Here is a 17,539-nt window from a genome sequence, read left to right on the forward strand (position 1 = left end):
TCAGGGCGTGAACAGGTCGCTGGACCCGGCGGACCTGACCCCGCCGGTGCCGCACGAGGTGGCGGCGGTCGCCGGGGAGGTCAGCTCCGGCGGCGTGATGCCGGTGGGACGCCCCGGCAAGGTCGGCGTGCTCGACGTGACCTTCGGCGTGCGGGGTGGCGGCGACGGTGTCACGGGCGTGACCTCACGGTTCGTCAAGGCGCCGATGCAGGTCACCCGCCCGCTCCACATCGACCCGGGCGACCCCGGTGAGGCGTTCCTCTACGTGCGTACCACCGGTGGTGGGCTGGCCCAGAACGACCGGATCCGTCAGACCTTCCGGCTCGAACCCGGTGCGCGGGCCACGGTGACGACGCAGGCGGGCACGCCGGTGCACCGGATGAACGCCGGCATGGCCTCGCAGTGGGTCAGCCTGCACGTGGCCGACGGTGCGGTGTGCGAGTACCTGCCGGGGCAGACGATCCTCTTCGGCGGCTCCCGCCTGCTGCAGGTCACCGACGCCGAGGTGGCGCCCGGGGGCACGCTGCTGGCAGCGGAGGTGATGCTCACCGGACGCCTGGCGCGTGGCGAACGCGACGGTTTCGACGTCCTCGCCCAGGGTTTCCGGGTGACGCGGGACGCCCGGCCGCTGCTCTCTGACACGTTGTGCACCACCGGCGCGACCGCGCGCTCGGAGATGCTGCTGTCACGCTGGCCGGTGTGGGGCACGGTGCTGGTGGTCCCGGCGGAGGGGGAGGACGTCGCGGACCTGCTCACGCAGATCCGCGACGACCTGCCGGCGGCCGGCGAGGAACTCACCGCCGCGGCGTCCACCATGGTCGGTGACGCGGGCATCACCGTGCGCGTGGCGGGGGAGGACCCCGTCAGCGTGCGTGCGCTGGTGGAGCGGGTGCACAGCCGGACGCGGGAGCGTCTGCTGGGGCGTCCGGCGGTGGACCTGCGACGGATGTGACGCCCGCCAGCGCCTCCAGCAGCGCGTCGATCTGGGCACCGGTGTGCGTGGCCATCACGGTGACCCGCAGGATCGCCTCGCCACGCGGGACGGTGGGGTAGCGGATCGCCGGCACGTGGAAACCCGCCTGCCGCAGCTCCGCCGCAACGGCCATGGCCGCCCGTTCGTCGCCGACCGGCACCGGCACGATCGGCGTCCCCGGGTGTCCGACGAGGCCGAGCCCGTCGGTGAGGCGTCGGACGTTGTCCTGCAGCCGCCGCACGAGCGACTCGTCGGCACGCACCAGGCGCACCGCCGCCAACGCGGCGGCGACCGTCGGGACGGGAGAGGACGTCGAGTAGATGAACGGGCGGGCCTGGTTACGCAGCAGTTCGCAGGTGTCGCGGTCGGCGCAGATGAAGCCGCCCTCCGCGCCGAGCGCCTTGCTCAGCGTGCCGACCAGCACGTCCGGAGCTTCCGGAGCGTCCTGCGCCCCCGGTGCGGCGCAGCCGCGCCCGTCGCCGACGGTGCCGATGCCGTGGGCGTCGTCGACCATGACCGCGCACCCGTTGTCGTGGGCCAGGGAGACGATCTCGGCCACGGGTGCCAGGGTGCCGCCCATCGAGAACACCCCGTCGGTGACGACGAGTCCGTGTTCGGTGGTGCGCCGCTCCAGCAGCCGGGCCAGGGCGTCGGCGTCGCGGTGCGGGTAGACCTGCAGCCGGGCGCCGTTGGTGCGCGCGGCACGGCAGCCGTCGATGATGCTGGCGTGGTTGTGGGCATCGGAGAACACCGTCACCGAAGCGTCCGCCAGCACCGTGAGCGCGGCGAGGTTCGCGGCGAACCCCGTGTTCAGTAGCACGCAGTCCGGGTAGCCGAGCCAGTCGGCGAGCTCCTCCTCGAGTGCGCGGTGCACGGGTGTGGACCCGGTGGTGAGCCGGGACCCGCCCGACCCGGTGCCGTAGGTGAACGTGGCCTCGACCGCGGCCTCCACCACGGCGGGGTGGTGGGACAGGCCGAGGTAGTTGCTGGAGGAGAAGAGCAGCCGCGCGCCACCGTCGGTCTCGATCACGGGGTGCTGTCCGGTGGCGATGTCGGTGGTGTGGCGGCCGAGCCCGGCGTCTCGCCAGACCTGCAGGCGGGTGGCGGTGGGCAGGTGCGGTGCGCTCACGGTTGTCCCTTCATTGAACGGTGTATAGCCTGGTGTGATGACTATCCTAGAGCACTCCCCGGACGTGTGGGACGCCAACCGGGTGGCCGACGCCGACCGGCGGCACGTGTGGCACCCCTACGCCCCACGCCACGGCGCGACCGGGAACCTCGTGGTCGAGTCCGCGTCCGGCACACGCCTGCGGCTGGCCGACGGGGACCGTGAGGTCATCGACGGCATGAGTTCCTGGTGGGCGGCGTGCCACGGCCACGGTCACCCGGCGCTGCGCGAGGCCGCCCACGGACAGGTCGACCGGATGAGCCACGTGATGTTCGGCGGGCTCACCCACCGCCCGGCCGCGGAACTGGCCGAACGCCTCCTCTGCCTGATCAACAGCCCAGAGCTCACCGGCGATCCGCTGACCTCGGTGTTCTTCTCCGACTCCGGCTCGGTGTCGGTGGAGGTCGCGTTGAAGGCCGCGCTGCAGTACCAGCGGGGTGTGGGCCACCCGGAGCGCACCCGCTTCCTGACCTGGCGCGGCGGCTACCACGGGGACACGCAGGGGCCGATGGGGGTGTGCGACCCCGACGGCGGCATGCACTCGCTGTGGACCGGGGTGCTCACCCCGCAGGTCTTCGTGCCCGCCCCGCCACCGCGCGGCAGCACCCCGGAGGTGCTGGAGCGCTACCTCGCCGACCTGCGCGCGGCGGTGGAACACAACGACGTGGCCGCCGTGATCGTGGAACCGGTGGTGCAGGGCGCCGGCGGCATGCGCTTCCACGACCACGCCCTGGTCACCGGGCTACGTGAGGTGTGCGACGGGACCGGCGCACTGCTCATCCTCGACGAGATCGCCACCGGCTTCGGACGTACCGGCGACGTGCTCGTCGGCGCCGCCGCCGGGGTCACGCCCGACATCCTCTGCCTGGGGAAGGCCCTGACCGGCGGGTTCATGAGTTTCGCCGCCACGGTGACCACCGACCGTGTCGCCGCGGCCGTGGACTCGCCGGACGGCGGAGGGGCCCTGATGCACGGGCCCACGTTCATGGGCAACCCGTTGGCCTGCGCGGTGTCCCTGGCCGCACTGGACCTGGTGGAGTCCGGCTACTGGCGTCCGCGTGTGGCCCGCACCGAACAGCTGCTGCGCGAGGGGCTGGAACCCCTGCGCGGGCACCCCGGCGTGGCGGACGTGCGGGTCCTCGGCGCGATCGGCGTGGTCGAGACCGTTGACCCGCTGGACTCCCCGGCGGTCACCGCGGCCCTGGTGGAGCGCGGCGTGTGGCTGCGCCCCTTCGGCCGGCTGCTCTACACCATGCCGCCGTTCACCTGCACCGACGAGGAGATCGTGCGCATCACCGACGCGATGGTCGCGGCGGTGGACGCATGATCCTGCTCGTCACCGGCACCGGCACGGACGTGGGAAAGACCGTCGCCACCGCGGCCCTGGCGGTGAACGGGCAGGGCACAGGACGTCACGTCACCGTGGTCAAACCCGTGCAGACCGGCGAGGCGCCCGGCAACGGCGACCTGCGTACGGTCACCGCCCTCACCGGCATCACCGACACCCACTGCTTCACCTACTGCCCCGAACCCCTGGCACCGGTCGCCGCCGCACGGCGCGCGGGCGTCGTCCTGCCCGGTCTGCAGGAGACGACCCGCCGGATCCTGGCGCTGGACGCCCCGGACCGTCTCGTGCTCGTCGAGGGCGCCGGCGGCGTACTCGTCGACCTCGGCGGATTCACCGTCGCCGACCTCGCCCGGCGCACCGACGCCCCGGTGGTCGTGGTGACCACCACCGGACTGGGCAGCCTCAACCACCACGACCTCACCCTCGAGGCCCTGGCCCACCGGGGCGTGGCCTGCGCCGGCGTCATCGGCGGCTCTGTACCGGACGCGCCGGACGCCGCGACGTCCACCACGCTCGACGTCCTGCGTGGCGGTCCCCGCTGGCTGGGCGGCATCCCGTCCGGCGCGGGCGCCCTCGACACCGCGGCGTTCCGCGCCGCGGCGTGGCGGTGGATCGCCCGGCCGCAACCGTAACCTCGACGAAACGCCACGGGGAGGGTGCCGGAAAAACGGCGACCGTAGCGTCCTGTCCCATGACCCAGACAGCGACCACACCCACCACCGCGGAGGCGCAGGGCCCACAGGGCTCACCGGGCACCCCGTCGGTACAGACCCCGTCGAGCCCTGTCGGCACCGAGGACTTCTCGCTGCGCTTCGCCCCGCGGCACTACCGCAAGTGGACGCCGGCGGCCGTCGCGGCCAGTGCCCTCGGCGGCATCGCCTACCTCGCGGACTTCTCCATCGGCGCGGCCATCGGCGTGGAGCACGGCACCACCAACGCCGTCGGCGGCATCCTCATCGCCGCCGTGCTGATCTTCGTGTCCAGTGCCCCGCTGGCCTACTACGCCGCGCGCTACAACGTGGACCTCGACCTGATCACCCGCGGCTCCGGCTTCGGCTACAAGGGTTCGATCATCACCAACCTCATCTTCGTGTCCTTCACCTTCATCCTCTTCGCCACCGAGGGCGCGATCATGGCGCAGGGGCTCAAGGTCGGCCTCGGCATCCCGCTGTGGGCCGGCTACGCGGTCAGCTCGCTGATGATCATCCCGCTGGTCATCTTCGGCATGAAGCTGCTGTCCAAGCTGCACTCCTGGACCAACCCGCTGTGGCTGGTGATGATGTTCGTGCCGTTGGTGGTGCTCATCGTGCAGGAGCCCTCGTCGGTGGGCACCTTCCTGGAGTACACCGGTGAGAACGACTCGCCGGTGTCCTTCGCGGCGATGATGCTCGCCGCCGCCGTCTGCCTGTCACTGACCGCGCAGATCGCCGAGAACATCGACTACCTGCGGTTCATGCCGCCGAAGACGGACGCCAACCGCCGCTCCTGGTGGGCCGCGGTGATCTGCGGCGGGCCCGGCTGGGTGGTGCTCGGTGCGACGAAGCAGATCATCGGCGTCTTCCTCGCCGTCTACATGATCTCGGTGGTGGGGCAGGGCTCCGACATCGCCGTGGAGCCGGTCAACCAGTTCATGACCGAGTACCGCCAGATGATGCCCGGCTGGCTCGCCGTGACCCTCGCGGTGGTGCTGGTGGTCATCTCCCAGATCAAGATCAACACCACCAACGCCTACTGCGGCTCGCTGGCCTGGACGAACATCTACTCGCGCACCACCAAGCGCTACCCGGGCCGGGTGTGGTTCGTGGTGCTCAACGTGTCGATCTCCCTGGCGTTGATGGAGTTCAACATGTTCAGCGTGCTGAGCTTCGTACTGAGCTTCTACTCCAACCTCGCCATCGCCTGGATCTTCACCGTGGCCGCCGACATCGTGGTCAACAAGTACCTGCTGGGGATCTCGCCGAAGCGTCCGGAGTTCCGCCGCGGCATGCTCTTCGACTACAACCCGGTGGGCATCGTGTCGGTGCTGCTGTCCGGCGGGGTGTCGATCGCCATGTTCTTCGGTGCCTTCGGCGACACCGTCGCCCCGTTCTCCCCGCTGTTCGCCGCGGTCATCGCCGTGGTCACCACCCCGCTCATGGCCGTCGTCACGAAGGGTCGCTGGTACCTGCGCCGCGACTCCGACGGCATCGACCTGCCCATGGAGGACGCCGACGGCAACCCCTCGGACGCCCGGCTGACCTGCGCGGTCACCGGCGAGTCCTGTGAGCGCCCGGACATGCTCGCCTCCGCGGTACCCGGCCCGGACGGACGTACGCAGTACATCTCCTCGCTGGCGCTGACCCTGGACGCCTCCGGAGAACACGTCCTACCCTTGGAGCATGAGCCTGGCACAGACCGTCCGTGACGCCCGACGCATCGAGGTCTTCACCGGTGCCGGCATGAGCGCCGACTCCGGACTGGACACCTTCCGCGACGCGACCACCGGACTGTGGAGCCACGTCGACCCGCAGGCCATGGCCAGCGTGGACTCCTGGTCGCGTGACCCCGACCCCATGTGGGCGTGGTACCTGTGGCGGGCGGCGAAGGCCCGCGCCGCCGCCCCGAACGCCGGTCACCGTGCGGTGGCCGCCTGGCAGGACGTCCCGGGCGTGCAGGTGCACGTCACCACCCAGAACATCGACGAACTGCACGAACGCGCCGGTAGCCGGGACGTCTCCCACCTGCACGGCAGCCTCTTCGACTTCCGCTGCGCCGGCTGCGGTGCCACGGCCCCCGAGCCGGAACTGCCGTCACCTCAGGAAACCTCCACCGAGCCCACCACGCGCCTGCACCCGCCGCACTGCGCCACCTGCGGTGACCTCGTGCGTCCCGGCGTCGTCTGGTTCGGCGAGGCACTGCCGCAGGACGCCTTCGCCGCCGCCGAGGAGTCCATGGAGACCTGCGACTTGCTGGTCATCGTCGGCACCAGCGGGGTGGTCTACCCCGCGGCCGGACTGCCGCACGTCGCCGCGGCACGCGGCGTACCCGTCGTCGAGATCAGTCCGGCGGACACCGACCTGACACCGCTGGCGACCCGGTCGCTGCGCACCACCGCGGCGGTCGGGCTGCCTGACCTGGCAGACTTGCTTAGCTGAAGCGCACGTCGTCGATGTCGACCGCCTGCCCCGGCGACGCCTGGCCACGGGCGATCTCCACGTAGTGCCCGGCGTGGGTGACCAGGCCGGCGCGCTCCTCGTCGGTGAGCTCGCGGCGCACCTTCGCCGGCAGCCCGGCGGCGAGGACGCCGTCCGGCACGTCCTGCCCCTCCAGGACGGTCGCCCCGGCGCCGATCAACGTTCCCGCACCCACCGTGGACCCGCTGAGCAGGGAGGACGACATGCCGATCAGGGTGCCGTCGCCCACGCTGGCGCCGTGTACCAGCGCCTGGTGGCCCACGGTGACGTCGTCGCCGAGCACGTTGGAGACCCCCGTGTCCACGTGCAGCACGGAGTTGTCCTGGATGTTCGTGCGCTCGCCGATACGGATCGACCCGACGTCGCCGCGGATCACCACGCCGTAGAACACCGAGGAGTCCGCGCCGATCTCCACGTCGCCGATGATCACCGCCGTCGGCGCGACGTAGGCGGAGGCGTGGATGCGCGGCACCCGGCCGTTGAAGGGGAGGATCAGTGGTGAGTTCATGTTCCCCACTGTAATCAGTCGATCAGCCCCACGGTGCGTAACCAGCCCAGCACCATCCGGCGCGAGGGCTCGACCAGCCCCGGCCCCTCCTGCGCGGTCGCCCTGCGCAGGACGTCGACGTCCACACCCTGTTCCTGCAGGTCGCCGTGGTGGCCGATGAGCCACCGCTCGAAGGTGTCCGGGTCGACCTCCGGGTGGAACTGCAGGCCGAGGGCGTGGTTGGAGCGGAAGGCCTGCACCGGGGTGTCCTCGTCGTGGGCGAGGCGTTCCACGCCGGCGGCCGCGGCCGCCCGCCCGACGGGCAGTTCGATGCGGTCGCCGTGCCAGTGCAGGACGGGGAGTCCCTCCAGGGCGCGCAACGGGCCGGAGGCCCCTGCGTCGGTGAGCGTCACCGGCGACCAGCCGATCTGCATCGGAACCCCCTCCGGGGCGGGGACGACCCGCCCACCGAGCGCCAGCGCCAGCAGCTGCGCGCCGAGGCAGACGCCCAGCACGGGGCGTCCGGCGGCGTGACGGGCGCGGATGAGCTCGATCTCGTCGGCGAGGTACGGGTAGTCGGGGTCCTCGGCGTTGACCGGCCCGCCCATGACGACCAACAGGTCGGCCTCCAGCGGGCCCGGCGGGAAGTCCACGCCGGCGTCGACGTGGCGGGGCTGCAGCAGCTGCTCCCACGTGCCGGCGTCCTCGAAGGAGACGTGCCGCAGGACCACGGTGCTCAGGGTGTCGTCTGTCGTGCCTGTCATGTCCCCGAGGATACGTGCATCATGGGGTCCATGGCCTACCTTCTGATCGTGCACCACAGTCCGACCGGGAAGCTGCGCACCATCGCCGACACCGTGCTCGACGCCGCACGCGCGGCGGCGTGCGAGGCGTCCGGCGAACTCGACGAGGAACTGGAGGTGCGCGAACGCGAGGCGCTGGAACCCGACGCCGGCGAACTCCACGACGCCGCCGCGGTGATCCTGGGCACCAGCGCCAACTTCGGCTACATCTCCGGCGCGCTGAAGCACTACCTCGACTCCACGTTCCTGGAGAACCAGGACCGCGAGAAGCCCTTCTCCTACTGGATCCGCGGCGGCTACGACACCACCGGTGCCGAGAATGCGCTGGAGAAGATCGCCTCCGGTTTCGGCTGGACCCCGGCCGCCGACCCGGTGACCTTCACCGGCGACGTGGAACCGCACCTCGACGAGCTACGCGCCCTCGCCGAGAACACGGTGGGTGCCTACTTGCTGTCCGCCAGCAGGTAGGACGCACCGGCGACGCCGGCGGTGACGGTCAGCACGGCCGGCCAGGCCCCCATCTTCTTGGCCAGCGGGTGCGACAGGCCGAAGCCGGCGACGTAGGCGGTGCTCAGCCCGGCGGTCAGCGCGGGGCCGCCCTTGGCCAGCCAGGTACGTCCGGCGTACACGCCAGCCGCGGCGAGCAGCACACCGCCCAGCGGGCGGACACCGGTCTCGCGCGCGCTGACCCAGCCCCCGATCAGGCCGAGGGTGGTGACGGCGGCGGTGTTGACGTCCTTGGCGTTCTTCAATGTCATGTCCATTGCCGCCAGGCTACCCTGGAGGGAACAACGCGACGTAAGGAAGGACCACCGTGACACAGCTACCGCACACGCTGCTGACCCGACTGTGGGGCATCGACCTGCCGGTCATCGGCGCACCCATGGCAGGACGTGCCGGTGGTGAGCTGGCCGCCGCCGTGAGCCGGGCCGGCGGGCTCGGCATGATCGGGGTGGGGGCCTCGACGTCGCCGGAGTGGATCCTGGAGCAGGCCGAGATCGCCGGGGAGGGCGGCAACTTCGGCATCGGCCTTATGGTGTGGGCGCTGACCGACGAGGTCTTCGACGCCGCGGTGGAGGCCAACCCCACCGTGATCTCCCTGGCCTTCGGCGACCCGTCGCCGTGGGTGGCGCGGGCGCACGCCGCGGGGATCAGCGTGGTCGCGCCGGTCAACGACATGCCGCAGGTGCGCCAGGCCCTGCAGTCCGAGGTGGACGTGCTCTGCGTGCAGGGCACCGACGCCGGCGGGCACACCGGGCGCATCGGCACGATGCCGCTGATGCAGCAGGTGCTCAACCACACCGCCTCGCACGCCCCGGGCGTGCCCGTCGCCGTCGCCGGCGGGATCGGCACCGGACGCGGCCTGGCCGCCGTGCTCGCCGCGGGTGCGGACGCCGCCTGGATCGGCACGGCGCTGCTGGCGTCCCCCGAGTCGATGGGTTCGACGGACCTCAAGGCGGCCGCCGTGGCGGCCTCGGCGCGCAACACCGTGCTGACCGGCATCTACGACCGCGCCGAGCAGGTCGGCTGGGACACCACCACCTGGCCCACGCGCACCGTGCGCAACGACTTCGTCGACCGCTACGCCGACGACCGGACGGTGGACGACGCCGAACTCGTCGCCGCCCGCGCCCCGGGCGGACACCACGCCGACGACCTGAAGCTCCACGCGGGGCAGGGCGTGGGCCTGGTCCGGCAGCAGGAACCGGCGGGCGAGGTCATCGCCCGCATGGCACAGGAAGCCTACGACCTGCTGAAACGGTTCTGAATCTGTTCTAGCCCGGCAGGTCGGCGACCATCGCGGCGACGGTGGCGCGCGCAGCCTCCTCGGTGACACGTCCGGCCATCAGCAGGGAGCCGTGGCCGTGGCCGAGGGCCATCGCCGTGTCCACGATGCTGCCGGCGGTGTCCTCCCCGAGTTTCGGGATGGCGGTCAGGCAGGCGTCGGTGAACTCCGTGCCCGTGGCCGCGAGGTGACGGCGGTACGCCGAGGCCGCCGGCTCGGTGCCGGTGACGGCCATGAGCTCCATCGACACGCTGATGCGGTGGAAGGCGCAGGTCTCCTCGTCGACGGGCAGGGTGGCGGCGAAGTAGCCCTCGATGACCGCGCGCAGGGAGTCGTCCGGGTGGCGTCGCTCGCGCCACCGTCGGATGCTGCGGTCGGAGAGACGCTGCAGGGAGGCGGCGACCAGGGTGTTCTTGTCGGTGCCGTAGTACTGCACCAGGCGCAGGGACACGCCGGCCTCGGCGGCCACGGTGCGCATGCTCACCGCCGTGATCCCCTCCCGGCCGATGAGCCGGTCCACGGCGTCGAAGATCTGGTACCGGCGGGTCGTCGTACGCATGTACCAGATCGTATCCTGTGACTGGTGGGACGGGAGAGCAGGGTTGGCGTAGGGTGGAGGTTGTCATGACTGCTGCACCTGAGCACGCGCCCTGCCTCGACGTCGACCTGACCGCCACACCGTGGCTGTACCCCGGACCCTGGCCCACCGCCTCCGGGACGCTGACCGCCGAGGGCTACTTCCCCGGTGAGGTCGGCATGGTCGGCATCGCCGACGACCTGGGATTCACCCCCGTGGTGGCGGTGGGGTCGAACGCCTCGCCGGGGGTGATGCTCACGAAACTGGAGTCGCACGGCGTCTCGCCGATGGTGCCCTTCATCCGGGCGTGCGTGCCGGACACCACCACCGCCTTCACCGCGCACGTCAGCCCCCGGGGTTACATCGCAGCCGCACCGTACCGGCAGCCCGGGGCGCAGACCACGATGTGGGTGAGCTTCCTCGACGAGGAGCAGCTCGCGTGCGTGGACGGGACGGAGTCGCCGAACTACGACCGGATCCACGTGGCCGACACGGTGACCCTCGACAACGGGGAGGAGCTCGAGGGCTACGACATCTACCGCAGCTGCTGGGGGCTGATCCCGGACGTGCAGCACCACACCGGGCGCGACGTGGAGCCGGTGCCGTTCGTGCACCGTGAGGCACAGTGCCGGGTCTTCCGCCATGTCCGCGAGGGACTCGTCGGCGGGGTGCCGTCACTGCCGGACGGGGACAGTGAGTCCGTGGTCCGGATGATGTGGGAGGACCGGAACCTGGCGGGGCGCGTGTCGGAGGAGTTGCACGACATCGCCATGGCCGATGGGTTCTCGGGGTAGCTCTTCGCTGCTCTCCGGGCCCGCGCGTCCGGCCCCTGCACCTTGGTGGTGCGGGGGTTTTCGTGTGCGCGGGGGTCAGTCCTCGTCGGGAGGGTCCTCAGTGTCGGCGTCTGTGTCGTCTGTGTCGTCGAAGCTGGGGGCAGGGCCGGTGTCCTTGACTTCCGGGCCGTAGACCTGGGCTAACGGGCCGGTCGCGTGCGTGGTGTAGCGCACCCCGCCCGGGCCTTGCCAGTGGATGGTGAAGCCACCGTCGGGGGAGGAACACCGCCAGGACCCCTCGGTCTTCAGCCGGTGGTGCGGTCGGCACAGCTTCTGCCCGTTGCTCGGATGCGTGGCCCCGTCACTGGTGGGGTCGGTGTGCGGGGAGTTGACGATATGGTCGTTGTCGCACAGCGTGGCCGGCACGTCACAGTTGGGGAACCGGCAGGTCGCGTCGCGGCCTTCCATGTAGGTGCGGTGGCCCAGCAGGAACGGGTAGCCCGGCGACTCGGGGTAGTCCTGCGGGTCGATGGGGATCTCCTTAACCTTCTTCGGGTCACAGGCCCCCTCAAACCTCTGCGCGGTGGCGGGGTTGACCCAGCCGACCCCGGCGACATAGCCCGCCCCGGTACCGTGCACCCCGTCGATCGTCGCGCGGTAGAGATGCCCCCGGATGTCCATCGAGTTCGGGTTGTCGCCGAGCTGTTCGAGCATGACCTGCGCTTTGAGCTGGGAGCGGGTCGGTAGCTCGGAGCGTTCGTCGTCGGGGAGGTTTTCCTGAAGACGGCGGGCGTCGGCCAGCATGACGCGGGCTTTCTTGTCGAGTTCGTCGTCGATGGCTGCCAGGGTGATCTCGTCGCCGCCGGTGAGGATCATCTTGTTGCCCCGGCGCTTGAGGGTGACGGTGTCCTCCTGGGCCTGGGCGGTGTTGTCTGCCAGCACCGGTGCGACATCCAGGATCACCGCGCGCACGCGGTCGCGGAGCTCTTGCAGGGTGACCAGGCGGGTGGTGTCGCGCAGCCACGGGGTGACGTGGGTGTTGACTGCCGCGTCGAGGCAGGCGGTGATCTCGTCGTGGCGACCCTTGGGCACGGTGGATAGTTGGGCGTGGATCATCCGGCGGATCAGGGCGAGGTGGTCGGCGGCGAGGATGCCGGTGGTCACCACGGCGCAGAACAGTTCGAGGTTGCGTGCGGCGAGTTCGCCTGCGTGTGCGAAGCGGGTGGCGTCGTTGCGGGAGCGTCCGCGTAGGGCCAGGGCGGCGCCGAGGCGTTCGCTGGCCGGTAGTTGACGCAGGTGGATGATCAGGCCCATCTCGACGATGTTGATGTGGCGCTGCAGTGCGTCGATGTCGACAGGGGCTGGTTCGTCGGTGGTGGTCATGTCCCCGGTTCCCCCTTTTCCGTTTGTGCGGTGAAGTGTACACTGGGGTCCGGACACGAGTCAACAGCATGTTCGAATAGGATGGTGGATGATGGGCAGGATCGACATAGCCAGGGTCTACGACGTGCAGGGGGACGCACCGCGTTTCCTGGTCGACCGGCTCTGGCCGCGCGGGGTGTCGAAGGACAGCCTCGGGCTCACCGGCTGGCCGAAGGAACTCACCCCGTCGACGCGGCTGCGCAAGGACTTCCACGACGGCACCCTGGGCTGGGAGGAGTTCAGTGACGCCTACCGCGCCGAACTCGATGATGCAGATACAGAAGCCGCCGTCGCTGCCATCGGCGAGGCGCTGGCACAGGGCGACGTCGTGCTCCTCTTCGCCGGCAAGGACACCGAGCACACCCACGCCGCCGTGCTGCGCGACTGGCTGGAGGACCGGCTGGAGGATCAGCTCAGTGCGACGGCAGGCGGGTGAGCAGGTCCGCCGCCACACTGACCGCGATCTCCGCGGGGCGGCTCCCGCCCAGGTCAGGTAGCCCCACGGGGCACTGGATCGCCGCGACCGACTCCGGGGAGTGACCGGCCTCGGCGAGCTTCGAGCGGAACCTGGCCCACTTCGCCGAGGAGCCGATCAGGCCCACCGAACCCAGGTCGTCGCGGGCGAGCGCGGCATCGCACAGGTGCAGGTCCTCGGCATGGTCGTGGGTCATCACCAGTACGTGTGCGCCGGCCGGCAGCTCGTCGACCACCGCCTCGCCCAGCACCGCCAGGCGGGTGGTCACGGTCGCCGGAGCGTCCTGCGTCACGGCCTCCGCCTCGGTCAGCTGTGCGGGGCGCGAGTCGCACAACCACAGGTCCAGGTCATGGCGCGACAGGATCCGCGCCAACTCCAGGCCCACGTGCCCGCACCCGAACACCGCCACGCACGGCGGCACGTCCAGCACCTCCAGCAGCACCGTCACCTCGCCGCCGCAGCACTGCCGCCCGTGGTCGTAGGGGACCTTGTCGTTCAGGGCGAAGTCCATCGTCTCCGGGGAGGACGCACCGGCGGCCAGCATCTCGCGGGCGCGCCGCACGGCCCCGGCCTCCAGGTTCCCGCCGCCCACGGAGCCGGACTTGGCGTCGGCGGTGACCAGCATCTTCGCGCCCGCCTCCCGCGGGGCGTGGCCGCGACGGGCCACGACCGTCACCAGCACCGACGGCACGCGACGGGCGCGAAGGTCCGCGGCGTCCGACAACCAGCTCATACCCGAACCCGGGACCGGGCCCGCTCGACCGCCCAGTACACCGCCTCCGGCGTCGCCGGGGACGGCAGCTCCACCTGCTCGGACAGGCCCGCGCCGAAGGCGGCGACGGCCTGGCGTAACGCCTCGCGCACGCTGAAGGCCAGCATGAACGGCGGCTCACCCACCGCCTTCGAGCCGTACACCGCACCGGACTCGTGCGCCTTGTCCAGCAGCTCCACCCGGAAGTCGCCGGGCAGCTCGGAGAGCGAGGGCAGCTTGTACGTGGACGCCCCGGCCGTGGCCAGGCGTCCGGTGCCGCGGTCGCCGGGGCGCTCACCGGTGTCCCAGCGCAGGTCCTCCAGGGTCAGCCAGCCCAGGCCCTGCACGAACCCGCCCTCGATCTGGCCCAGGTCGATCAGTGGTGAGAGGGAGTCGCCCACGTCATGGACGATGTCGACCCGGCGCACCTCGTAGGAGCCGTCGAAGCGGCTGACCTCGACCTCGGCGGCGGCGACCCCGTAGGCGAAGTACTTGAACGGCTCGCCCTGCATCACAGAGGCGTCCCAGTGCAGGCCCTCGGTGCGGTAGAAACCGCTGGCGGAGAGCTGCACGCGCTGCATGTACGCCGTGGACACCAGGGACTGCCAGGTCACGGACTCCTCGCTGCCGAGGGCGGTGACCAGGCCGCGGCTGAAGCGCACGTCGTCGGCGCTGACCCCCAGCACGGAGGCGGCGACGACGCGCAGGCGCGACACGATCTGCTCGCAGGCGTCCTTCACCGCCCCGCCGTTGAGGTCCGCCCCGGAACTCGCCGCGGTGGCGGAGGTGTTCGGCACCTTGTCGGTGCGGGTGGGGGACTGGCGGACCAGCGTCATCGGCACGCCCAGCGTGGTCGCGGCGACCTGCATCATCTTGGTGTGCAGGCCCTGGCCCATCTCCGTGCCACCGTGGTTGACCAGCACGGAACCGTCCTTGTACACCAGTACCAACGCCCCGCCCTGGTTGAAGGCGGTGAGGTTGAAGGAGATGCCGAACTTCACCGGCGTCATCGCCAGCGCCCGCCGGCGCGAGGGGTGCGTGGCGTTGAAGGAGGCGATCTCGGCCTCGCGGGCCTCCACGTCACCGTGTTCGAGCACCTGGTCCCACGCGGCGACGGCGCGCTCGGGGTGGCGCACCGGCATGGAGTAGGGCGTGGACTGCCCGGCGGAGTAGAAGTTGCGTCGGCGCACCTCACGGGCCGGCAGGCCCAGCACCTGGGCGATACGTCCCAGGATGTCCTCGATCACGAGCATGCCCTGCGGCCCGCCGAAACCGCGGAAGGCGGTCTGCGAGGTGCGGTGGCACTGCGCGATGCGCCCGTGCACGGCGATGTGCGGGATCCAGTAGGCGTTGTCCACGTGGCACACCGCGCGCGCCAGTACCGGCTCGGAGAGGTCCAGCGACCAGCCACCGTCCGCGGTGAGGGTGGTGTCCAGCCCGGTGACCAGGCCCTCGTCGGTGAATCCGACGGTCCAGGTGGAGTGGAAGCCGTGGCGTTTGCCGGTCATCGTCATGTCCTGGGTGCGGTTGAGCCGGACACGCACCGGACGCCCGGTCAGCGTGGCACCCAGGGCGGCGACCGCAGCGTAGCCGTGCGGTTGCATCTCCTTGCCGCCGAACCCGCCGCCCATGCGCAGCGACTGCACGGTGACCTCGTGCGCGGGCACGCCGAGGACGTGGGACACGATGTCCTGGGTCTCGGTGGGGTGCTGGGTGGAGCAGTGGACGAGCAGCTGGCCGTTCTCGTCGAGCAGCGCCAACGACGCCTGCGTCTCCAGGTAGAAGTGCTCCTGCCCGCCGAACTCGAAGGTGCCCTCGAGCACGTGCTCGGCGTCGGCCAGGGCCGCGGCGGCGTCGCCACGCAGCATCGTCGGTTGCGCGCCGTGGAAACTGCCGGCCTCGATGGCGTCGGTGAGGCTGAGCACGGCGGGCAGTTCCTCGTACTCCACCTCCACCGCGGCCGCGCCCAGCCGGGCGGCCTCGTGCGACTCGCCGAGCACCCAGCACACCGCGTGGCCGTGGAACATCACCTCGCCGCCGGACGCCTCGGGGAACAGCGGCTCGTCGTGCTTGGTGCCTGCGTCGTTGACGCCGGGCACGTCGGCGGAGGTGAGCACGCGCACCACACCGTCGAGCGCCAGGGCGGCAGTGGCGTCCAGCGAGACGATGCGCGCGTGCGCGTGCGGCGACTGCACCGGCTCGGCGTGCAGGACGCCGGGGTACCGGTTGACCAGGTCGTCGGTGTACAGGGCGGTGCCGGTGACGTGCAGGGACGCCGACTCGTGCGGGTGGGACTCGCCGACCACGGGGTCGGCGGGACGCTGCGAGAGGACACTCATCGCGACACCTCCGCTGTTTCTGCGTGCTCTTCGTAAAAGCGTTCCAGCGAGGTCGCCAGCATCGCCGAACGGTAGTCCGCACTCGCGCGGTGATCGGACATCGGCGGGCCTTCGGCGCGCAGGACGTCCGACACGGCGGCGACGGTCTGCGCTGTCCACGGCGCGCCGACCAACGCGTCCTCCGTCGCCAGCGCGCGCAGCGGGGTGGCGGCCACCCCGCCCAGGCCGATGCGGGCGCGCGTGACCGCACCGTCCTCCACGGTGAGCGCGAAGGCGACGGCGACGGAGGAGATGTCGTCGAAGCGTCGTTTCGCGATCTTGTGGAAGGCCGTCAGCGGTGCCAGCGGCAGCGGGATCCGCACGCGCGTGATCAGCTCACCGGGCCGGCGCACGGACTGTCGGTAGCCGGTGAAGTAGTCCGCCAACGCCACCTCGCGCACGCCGTCCGCACTGGTCAGGACCAGGGAGGCGTCGAGGGCGAGCAGGGCGGGTGCGGCGTCGCCGATGGGAGAGCCGGTGCCGAGGTTGCCGCCGAGGGTGGCGCTGTTGCGGATCAGGCGGGAGGCGAACTGCGGCAGCAGCTGGCCGAGCAGCGGCACCTCGTCACCGACCTGGCGTTCGATCTCGGTGAGCGTCTGCGCCGCGCCGATGTCCACGCAGGTGTCGGTGCGCAGAATGCCGCGCATCTCCGGAACGCGGTCCACGGTGATGACGTCCGCCGGACGCTCCCCGCGCAGGTTCACGCCCACGCCGTGGTCGGTGGAACCGGCGACGACGGTGGTCGACGGGTCCTCGGCGAGGATGCGACAGGCCTGCTCCAGGGACTCCGGACGCCGGAAACGCGCCGTGCCGCCGGTGAGGTCGGTGCGCGCCGCGCAGGGCGCGGGGGTGTCGCGGCGCTGCGCGAGAGCGTCGGCGGAGCCGGGGGAGTCAGGCGTGCCGAGCGCGAGGGCGGCGTCGCGGATCGGACGGTAGCCGGTGCAACGGCACAGGTTGCCGGACAGCGAGTGCAGGTCGAAGGGCTTGTCGGCATCCGGGCGGTAGTACTCCGCGGTCATCGAGCAGATGAAGCCGGGCGTGCAGTAGCCGCACTGCGAACCGCCGCGCACCGCCATCTCGTGCTGGACGGGGTGCAGGTCACCGGCGGTGCCAATGCCCTCGGCGGTGACGACCTCCTGCCCGTCGAGGGCGGCCGCGGGCAGCAGGCAGGCGTTCACCGGCGTCCAGCGGGTCGTGGTCCCGTCGGTGGCGGTGTCAGGGCGGGCGACCATCACCGCGCAGGCGCCGCACTCGCCCTCGGCGCAACCCTCCTTGCAGCCGGTGAGGCCGTTGTCGCGCAGCAGGTCGAGGAGGTTGACGTGGGGGTCGGTGCCGTGGAGAGTCGCTCCGTTCACCGTCACCGATATGGGTGCTGAAGTCTGGGCTGAAGTCACTGGTGGATCTCCTGGTGACTCGCGGTGGGCA

18 protein-coding genes are annotated in these 17,539 nt (G+C 71.2%); 9 read left to right on the forward strand and 9 right to left on the reverse strand.

Annotated elements, in window-relative coordinates:
- The first annotated feature begins 7 nt into the window (after window positions 1–7).
- Window positions 8–952 carry an urease accessory protein UreD gene (locus ACT3UN_RS01740; protein ID WP_444655964.1) on the forward strand — a complete coding sequence of 315 codons (945 nt, stop codon included), beginning with the start codon at window positions 8–10 and terminating at the stop codon, window positions 950–952.
- On the opposite strand, the gene ACT3UN_RS01745 is transcribed toward ACT3UN_RS01740, so the two are convergent.
- Window positions 864–2,102: an aminotransferase class I/II-fold pyridoxal phosphate-dependent enzyme gene (locus ACT3UN_RS01745; protein WP_444655966.1), complete on the reverse strand. Its 1,239-nt coding sequence runs from the start codon at window positions 2,100–2,102 to the stop codon at window positions 864–866. The two genes, ACT3UN_RS01740 and ACT3UN_RS01745, sit on opposite strands and share 89 nt — an antisense overlap.
- Before the next feature lie 37 nt (window positions 2,103–2,139).
- Between ACT3UN_RS01745 and ACT3UN_RS01750 the strand changes: the two genes are divergently transcribed.
- Genes ACT3UN_RS01750 through ACT3UN_RS01765 form a run of 4 tightly spaced genes read left to right on the forward strand, consistent with a single transcriptional unit; the run spans window position 2,140 to window position 6,623 of the window.
- Window positions 2,140–3,468, forward strand: coding sequence for an adenosylmethionine--8-amino-7-oxononanoate transaminase (locus ACT3UN_RS01750; RefSeq protein ID WP_444655968.1), 1,329 nt, complete (start codon window positions 2,140–2,142; stop codon window positions 3,466–3,468).
- Window positions 3,465–4,121, forward strand: a complete 657-nt coding sequence (gene bioD / locus ACT3UN_RS01755; protein ID WP_444655970.1) for a dethiobiotin synthase — start codon at window positions 3,465–3,467, stop codon at window positions 4,119–4,121. Before ACT3UN_RS01750 ends, bioD begins: the two co-directional genes overlap by 4 nt.
- A gap of 59 nt (window positions 4,122–4,180) precedes the next feature.
- Window positions 4,181–5,893 carry a purine-cytosine permease family protein gene (locus tag ACT3UN_RS01760; RefSeq protein WP_441588482.1) on the forward strand — a complete coding sequence of 571 codons (1,713 nt, stop codon included), beginning with the start codon at window positions 4,181–4,183 and terminating at the stop codon, window positions 5,891–5,893.
- Entirely contained in the window at window positions 5,868–6,623 is a 756-nt protein-coding gene (locus ACT3UN_RS01765) for an NAD-dependent deacylase (protein WP_444655972.1), read from the forward strand. The genes ACT3UN_RS01760 and ACT3UN_RS01765 overlap by 26 nt, the downstream gene beginning before the upstream one ends.
- On the opposite strand, the gene ACT3UN_RS01770 is transcribed toward ACT3UN_RS01765, so the two are convergent.
- Window positions 6,616–7,170, reverse strand: coding sequence for a gamma carbonic anhydrase family protein (locus ACT3UN_RS01770; protein WP_441579847.1), 555 nt, complete (start codon window positions 7,168–7,170; stop codon window positions 6,616–6,618). The two genes, ACT3UN_RS01765 and ACT3UN_RS01770, sit on opposite strands and share 8 nt — an antisense overlap.
- A gap of 14 nt (window positions 7,171–7,184) precedes the next feature.
- Window positions 7,185–7,913 carry a glutamine amidotransferase-related protein gene (locus tag ACT3UN_RS01775; protein ID WP_444655975.1) on the reverse strand — a complete coding sequence of 243 codons (729 nt, stop codon included), beginning with the start codon at window positions 7,911–7,913 and terminating at the stop codon, window positions 7,185–7,187.
- A gap of 30 nt (window positions 7,914–7,943) precedes the next feature.
- Between ACT3UN_RS01775 and ACT3UN_RS01780 the strand changes: the two genes are divergently transcribed.
- Window positions 7,944–8,420 carry a flavodoxin family protein gene (locus ACT3UN_RS01780; RefSeq protein ID WP_444655977.1) on the forward strand — a complete coding sequence of 159 codons (477 nt, stop codon included), beginning with the start codon at window positions 7,944–7,946 and terminating at the stop codon, window positions 8,418–8,420.
- On the opposite strand, the gene ACT3UN_RS01785 is transcribed toward ACT3UN_RS01780, so the two are convergent.
- Window positions 8,396–8,716, reverse strand: coding sequence for a hypothetical protein (locus ACT3UN_RS01785; RefSeq protein ID WP_444615191.1), 321 nt, complete (start codon window positions 8,714–8,716; stop codon window positions 8,396–8,398). The genes ACT3UN_RS01780 and ACT3UN_RS01785 overlap by 25 nt on opposite strands.
- A gap of 50 nt (window positions 8,717–8,766) precedes the next feature.
- Here ACT3UN_RS01785 and ACT3UN_RS01790 point away from each other — a divergent pair, with 50 nt between their 5' ends.
- A complete protein-coding gene (locus ACT3UN_RS01790) occupies window positions 8,767–9,720 on the forward strand; it encodes an NAD(P)H-dependent flavin oxidoreductase (protein WP_444655979.1) in 954 nt (317 codons plus the stop codon).
- Window positions 9,721–9,727: 7 nt separating this feature from the next.
- Here ACT3UN_RS01790 and ACT3UN_RS01795 read toward each other — a convergent pair whose 3' ends face one another.
- Entirely contained in the window at window positions 9,728–10,297 is a 570-nt protein-coding gene (locus tag ACT3UN_RS01795) for a TetR/AcrR family transcriptional regulator (protein ID WP_444655981.1), read from the reverse strand.
- Between the two features lie 65 nt (window positions 10,298–10,362).
- Here ACT3UN_RS01795 and ACT3UN_RS01800 point away from each other — a divergent pair, with 65 nt between their 5' ends.
- Window positions 10,363–11,109 (forward strand): hypothetical protein, encoded by a 747-nt coding sequence (locus tag ACT3UN_RS01800; protein WP_444655983.1) that lies wholly within the window; start codon window positions 10,363–10,365, stop codon window positions 11,107–11,109.
- Window positions 11,110–11,184: 75 nt separating this feature from the next.
- Here ACT3UN_RS01800 and ACT3UN_RS01805 read toward each other — a convergent pair whose 3' ends face one another.
- The gene (locus ACT3UN_RS01805) at window positions 11,185–12,471 is read right to left on the reverse strand and encodes an HNH endonuclease signature motif containing protein (RefSeq protein ID WP_444655985.1); all 1,287 of its coding nucleotides are present in this window, start codon (window positions 12,469–12,471) and stop codon (window positions 11,185–11,187) included.
- Window positions 12,472–12,562: 91 nt separating this feature from the next.
- On the opposite strand from ACT3UN_RS01805, the gene ACT3UN_RS01810 reads away from it, so the two are divergent.
- Window positions 12,563–12,946, forward strand: a complete 384-nt coding sequence (locus ACT3UN_RS01810) for a DUF488 domain-containing protein (RefSeq protein ID WP_444655987.1) — start codon at window positions 12,563–12,565, stop codon at window positions 12,944–12,946.
- On the opposite strand, the gene xdhC is transcribed toward ACT3UN_RS01810, so the two are convergent.
- The 3 genes from xdhC to ACT3UN_RS01825 are packed head-to-tail and all read right to left on the reverse strand — an operon-like array spanning window position 12,924 to window position 17,469.
- Window positions 12,924–13,718 carry a xanthine dehydrogenase accessory protein XdhC gene (xdhC, locus tag ACT3UN_RS01815; protein ID WP_444655989.1) on the reverse strand — a complete coding sequence of 265 codons (795 nt, stop codon included), beginning with the start codon at window positions 13,716–13,718 and terminating at the stop codon, window positions 12,924–12,926. The two genes, ACT3UN_RS01810 and xdhC, sit on opposite strands and share 23 nt — an antisense overlap.
- The gene (gene xdhB / locus ACT3UN_RS01820; protein ID WP_444655991.1) at window positions 13,715–16,075 is read right to left on the reverse strand and encodes a xanthine dehydrogenase molybdopterin binding subunit; all 2,361 of its coding nucleotides are present in this window, start codon (window positions 16,073–16,075) and stop codon (window positions 13,715–13,717) included. Before xdhB ends, xdhC begins: the two co-directional genes overlap by 4 nt.
- Window positions 16,072–17,469 (reverse strand): xanthine dehydrogenase small subunit, encoded by a 1,398-nt coding sequence (locus ACT3UN_RS01825; RefSeq protein ID WP_444655993.1) that lies wholly within the window; start codon window positions 17,467–17,469, stop codon window positions 16,072–16,074. Before ACT3UN_RS01825 ends, xdhB begins: the two co-directional genes overlap by 4 nt.
- Window positions 17,470–17,539 lie beyond the last annotated feature (70 nt).

The sequence above is a fragment of the Corynebacterium sp. AOP12-C2-36 genome, from assembly GCF_052379185.1.
Lineage (GTDB): Bacteria > Actinomycetota > Actinomycetes > Mycobacteriales > Mycobacteriaceae > Corynebacterium.

Bases quoted from the DNA above. Each gene is read 5' to 3' on its own strand.
- ACT3UN_RS01805 (WP_444655985.1), bottom strand. From the start codon at position 12,471: ATGACCACCACCGACGAACCAGCCCCTGTCGACATCGACGCACTGCAG.
- ACT3UN_RS01770 (WP_441579847.1), bottom strand. From the start codon at position 7,170: ATGAACTCACCACTGATCCTCCCCTTCAACGGCCGGGTGCCGCGCATC.
- ACT3UN_RS01775 (WP_444655975.1), bottom strand. From the start codon at position 7,913: ATGACAGGCACGACAGACGACACCCTGAGCACCGTGGTCCTGCGGCAC.
- ACT3UN_RS01750 (WP_444655968.1), top strand. From the start codon at position 2,140: ATGACTATCCTAGAGCACTCCCCGGACGTGTGGGACGCCAACCGGGTG.
- xdhB (WP_444655991.1), bottom strand. From the start codon at position 16,075: ATGAGTGTCCTCTCGCAGCGTCCCGCCGACCCCGTGGTCGGCGAGTCC.
- ACT3UN_RS01810 (WP_444655987.1), top strand. From the start codon at position 12,563: ATGGGCAGGATCGACATAGCCAGGGTCTACGACGTGCAGGGGGACGCA.
- xdhC (WP_444655989.1), bottom strand. From the start codon at position 13,718: ATGAGCTGGTTGTCGGACGCCGCGGACCTTCGCGCCCGTCGCGTGCCG.
- ACT3UN_RS01785 (WP_444615191.1), bottom strand. From the start codon at position 8,716: ATGGACATGACATTGAAGAACGCCAAGGACGTCAACACCGCCGCCGTC.
- ACT3UN_RS01765 (WP_444655972.1), top strand. From the start codon at position 5,868: ATGAGCCTGGCACAGACCGTCCGTGACGCCCGACGCATCGAGGTCTTC.
- ACT3UN_RS01795 (WP_444655981.1), bottom strand. From the start codon at position 10,297: ATGCGTACGACGACCCGCCGGTACCAGATCTTCGACGCCGTGGACCGG.
- ACT3UN_RS01800 (WP_444655983.1), top strand. From the start codon at position 10,363: ATGACTGCTGCACCTGAGCACGCGCCCTGCCTCGACGTCGACCTGACC.
- bioD (WP_444655970.1), top strand. From the start codon at position 3,465: ATGATCCTGCTCGTCACCGGCACCGGCACGGACGTGGGAAAGACCGTC.
- ACT3UN_RS01780 (WP_444655977.1), top strand. From the start codon at position 7,944: ATGGCCTACCTTCTGATCGTGCACCACAGTCCGACCGGGAAGCTGCGC.
- ACT3UN_RS01760 (WP_441588482.1), top strand. From the start codon at position 4,181: ATGACCCAGACAGCGACCACACCCACCACCGCGGAGGCGCAGGGCCCA.